General features: G+C 69.3%; 2 pseudogenes. One reads left to right on the top strand and one right to left on the bottom strand.

Annotated features, from left to right (window positions below):
* Nucleotides 1-127: 127 nt before the first annotated feature.
* Nucleotides 128-415, bottom strand: a pseudogene (locus A5673_RS23250) (hypothetical protein); the annotation flags it as partial.
* An 82-nt stretch (nucleotides 416-497) separates the two neighbouring features.
* Between A5673_RS23250 and A5673_RS23245 the strand changes: the two are divergent.
* Nucleotides 498-1,091, top strand: a pseudogene (locus A5673_RS23245) (DUF3060 domain-containing protein); the annotation flags it as partial.
* Nucleotides 1,092-1,251 lie beyond the last annotated feature (160 nt).

The following is a 1,251-nucleotide window of genomic DNA, read 5'->3' as shown; positions in this document are numbered from 1 at the left end:
ACCGGTTACAACGAGGTGCAGCAGGGCTGATCAGCCGCGGCTGACCCTTCTCGCCCTCTCCCACCGCGAGCGTGCGCGTTGGTACGCGACACGCCGCTCTAGCGCGACATTCTGCGCACGCTCGCGGCTAGCCCGCCGCGTCGGATTCGCCGGCTTCGTCGGATTCCTCCGCGTCGTGATCGAGGACGCTGACCGCGATGCCGTAGGGCAGGAAGCGCACCTTGCGCTTGGGATCCACGTTGTTCTTGTTGGCCCGCAGCGCGTCGAGTTCGGTCGCGTAGACCTGTTCGACGTGGGCGCCGCCGTCGGCGTCCACGGTGTAGATGGCCCACACGCCGTCGCCGGCCTCGCCGGCGGTCTCCGGCGCCGGCCGCGGCCGCCGCGACAGGTCGTCGAAAAACGCCGACCAGCCCGTCCGGCCACCCGGACCGCCGGCCCAATACCAGCGCCCGCCGTTGACGATGTACCTGCACCTGCCCTTCGTCACCGTGCCGATTCCGATCAACCCGCCGCCCCCACCGCCGCCGGCGAGCCCCTGGACCTACGGCGGACCGTCGTACGGTCCGCCGCCGAGGTCCTCGTCGGGCGGCCGAACCTGGTGGATCGTCGGCACGTTCATCGTCATCGGCTTTCTCGCGCTCGCGGGGGGCATCGCCGCCTTCGCCGCACACCAGCTCTCCGGTGTCCGGTCGATCATCAGCTCCCCACCGAGCATCTCCGCGACGTTCGGTCCCCCGTCGAGCGCCACCACCAGCCCGCGCAGCCCCGGCCCATCGAGCACCCGGACCAGGACCACGGCGCCGTCGACGTCACCCACACCGGCGCCCGGCGCGCGGATCAGCGTCTCGGGCATCAACGAGAATCGAACGATCGCCTGCAACAACAACGTCGTCAGCGTCAGCGGCGTTTCCAACACGGTCGTGATCACCGGCCACTGCACGAGCCTCACGGTGTCGGGCGTTCAGAACGCCATCACCGTCGACTCCGTCGACAGCATCGACGCGTCCGGCTTCAGCAACAAGATCACCTACCACTCGGGCAATCCGAAGATCAGCAACTCCGGCGGTTCCAACGAGGTGCAGCAGGGCTGATCAGCCGCGGCTGACCCTTCTCGCCCTCTCCCACCGCGAGCGTGCGCAGAATGTCGCGCTAGAGCGGCGTGTCGCGTACCAACGCGCACGCTCGCGGTGGGAGAGGGCGAGAAGGGTCAGCCGCGGCTGATCAGCCCTGCTGCACCTCGTTGGAACCGCC

It is taken from the genome of Mycobacterium sp. E3198, from assembly GCF_001667015.1.
Classification (GTDB): Bacteria; Actinomycetota; Actinomycetes; order Mycobacteriales; family Mycobacteriaceae; genus Mycobacterium.
Note: the sequence above shows the minus strand (reverse complement) of the source record. Positions and strands in the feature narration are given on the sequence as shown.